Annotated in this window: 3 protein-coding genes; all 3 read right to left on the reverse strand. The window is 31.5% G+C overall.

The features are described from left to right. Positions 1 to 151 precede the first annotated feature (151 nt). Positions 152 to 691 carry a hypothetical protein gene (locus LB465_RS17970; RefSeq protein WP_224471297.1) on the reverse strand — a complete coding sequence of 180 codons (540 nt, stop codon included), beginning with the start codon at positions 689 to 691 and terminating at the stop codon, positions 152 to 154. Positions 692 to 1451: 760 nt separating this feature from the next. Beyond that, positions 1452 to 2144: a DUF3667 domain-containing protein gene (locus tag LB465_RS17975; RefSeq protein ID WP_224471298.1), complete on the reverse strand. Its 693-nt coding sequence runs from the start codon at positions 2142 to 2144 to the stop codon at positions 1452 to 1454. Next, a complete protein-coding gene (locus LB465_RS17980) occupies positions 2141 to 2392 on the reverse strand; it encodes an FUSC family protein (protein ID WP_224471299.1) in 252 nt (83 codons plus the stop codon). Before LB465_RS17980 ends, LB465_RS17975 begins: the two co-directional genes overlap by 4 nt. Positions 2393 to 2532 lie beyond the last annotated feature (140 nt).

The raw sequence follows: 2532 nt of genomic DNA on the forward strand, positions 1-2532 counted from the left end.
AAAAGCTGGTGACCAGCTTACGCATTTCTGTGGCAATTGAAGATCGGGTCATTTTTGATTATATTTAGACCGCTAAAATATGACCTACATGGTTCTCAGTAAAGATGCACTTAGACGGACGCATACTTCGAAACAGGTTTAAGCATTGTTTTTATATATTGTTGTGGTGCGTTTTCTGGTTTCTATTTTCTATTAATTCTACCAAAACCTGTTTTGCTTCTGGAACTAATTCTTGATTTAACTTATCTTCAATTTCTGGGTCGCTCAATTCAGAAAATTTTTCTTTGAACCGTTTTAATTTTCTATCGGAATACTCCTTTTCTTCTTCCTCACTTTTTTGAATGGAGCGGAAATATAAATCACTAATGCGTCCTCTGTACTTAATTAAATAAACCACTAAAAAAATAAATGGTAATATCTGTATTGGAAAGAAAATAAAATAGAAGGCAAAAATGTAAGTAGAAAAAGCAATTAAATTTAAAGTTCCTAAAATCAATGTGATACCGAAAAAGTATCTATATAACCTTCTGTCAGTGAAAAATAAAATGCCACAAACCATTAATAATGATAATCCAATATATTGTCGATAATTAAAAGTGTAATCGGTCAACAGAACTTGAAGAACTGAAACAAGTCCGATAATAGATAAGATTGCTAATGGTGAAAATTCTTTGATTTTTTTTGCTTTCATATTATTATTTTAATGCACCACAACATCCGGTATAAAAACTATGCGAGCTGGAGAGCTTGATTGTCCGCAGGACAATCAGGCGTTGCAAGCGAGCACCGACTTTCGATTCGGGAATGGTTTGAGCATTGTTTTTATATTTTACCTGCAGGCTTTTTTGTCAGATGGATAATTCTCTCCCTTTAATAACTACAAATCCTAAAACTAAAAACGACGTAATGATATAGAAGATTATTAACCAATCCAGCTTTTGAACTTTTTTATCGGCCAAATATTCTTTTGAAATTAACTTCTTATAATGGCCATTATGAATGAATAGAAAATAATCCACTGTTAGAATTAAAACATGATCAGAATGTGGAGCCACTTTGGGTAGAGCTGAACATCTTCAAGAACAAAAGCGTAAAAAGGCAAATATCATTGCCGAAACGTTCAAAATATGAAAAACAGATATTCCTAATAAAGCTGAAAAGACTGGTAAATCCTTTTCCTTTACAACGCGGACATTCCACCAGTAAATTCTATAAAAGAGGTGATTTGATAATCAGCGAATCATACTAAATCAGGTTTATATTTGTTTGTCATAAGTCGGTTTTTTTCCTTTAAATCTTTTTACTTGCAGGTAACGTCTCGTATAAAACTGTGCGAGCGGGCTAGCGTGATTTTCCCCGGGACAATCAGTTGCAAGCGAGCAAGGACTTTGGATTTAAGGCTGAATTCAGCATTGTTTTTATAAATTGTTGGCTGCTTTTGTTCTCTAATTTCAATTCAATAAATCTATAGCTAATCCAATTGATAAAATGGCAAGTCCAAAAGTCATCATTCCTAAAATATAAGCAAGAAAAGCCTTAATATAATTAATGAGTTTTTTCCTATCATAAAATTGTCCAATAGCCCAAAATGTGTAGATGAATCCGGCAACACCTGCAATTTGCATTACATCCTGATTGACAATAGATTGAATTATTGCAAAAACGGAAAATATTAACATCCCGTAGCCCATAATGAAGCAAAGCAACACAAAAATTTCAAAAATATTATAGCCATATTTTATAAAAAATAATCTCGTCCAAAATCCTATAAAAATTGCCAGCAAGATATTCGAATAGCCGTAATTTTGCTGTACCCATTCAAATAATGTAAATATCGTAGAGTCATTTTCTCCAGAATATTTTACGTAACCGTCTTCAAATGATAAGATGTTATTTAAAATGGAGTAAATTAAAGACGTAAATATTAAAAAAAGTATCGGTTTGATTAGTCTTTTCCGATCTTCATTTAGAAATTCTTTTACTGCAGTACCAGGATTGACCGTTAATTCTTTAACTGTAAACAAGAATCCCCTTTCAAAACTAAAAACACTTTGAATTTCTTCTAAAATATAATTACCATCTATTCTTTTAATTATTTTATTATGATTTTGATCTAAAGAATCATTATTAAAAATATCGCTCATAATTTTAACTTACGCTCTTCCATCAATTTTTCTAATTCATCATTTCTTTTCGATCTTTTCAAGAGTTGGTAAATTAAGAATAATGGAACAAGAGTTACCAATCCCCAAGTGTTTTGTACGATACTATAAATTATAATTCCTATTAGAATTCCTATAAAAGTGGCAGTAAATATGGGTTTGGGTTTATTCCTTTTTGCTTCTTCTAATAATTCTTCATTTGTTAATTCAGATAAATTTTTCTCACTCATAATATTTGTTTAGTGTATGCGTCCGTCTAAGTGCATCTTTACTGAGAACCATGTAGGTCATATTTTAGCGGTCTAAATATAATCAAAAATGACCCGATCTTCAATTGCCACAGAAATGCGTAAGCTGGTCACCAGCTTTT

Origin of the sequence: Salegentibacter lacus, assembly GCF_020164555.1 — a bacterium.
GTDB classification, from domain to species: domain Bacteria; phylum Bacteroidota; class Bacteroidia; order Flavobacteriales; family Flavobacteriaceae; genus Salegentibacter; species Salegentibacter lacus.

Bases quoted from the DNA above. Each gene is read 5' to 3' on its own strand.
- LB465_RS17975 (WP_224471298.1), bottom strand. From the start codon at position 2,144: ATGAGCGATATTTTTAATAATGATTCTTTAGATCAAAATCATAATAAA.
- LB465_RS17980 (WP_224471299.1), bottom strand. From the start codon at position 2,392: ATGAGTGAGAAAAATTTATCTGAATTAACAAATGAAGAATTATTAGAA.
- LB465_RS17970 (WP_224471297.1), bottom strand. From the start codon at position 691: ATGAAAGCAAAAAAAATCAAAGAATTTTCACCATTAGCAATCTTATCT.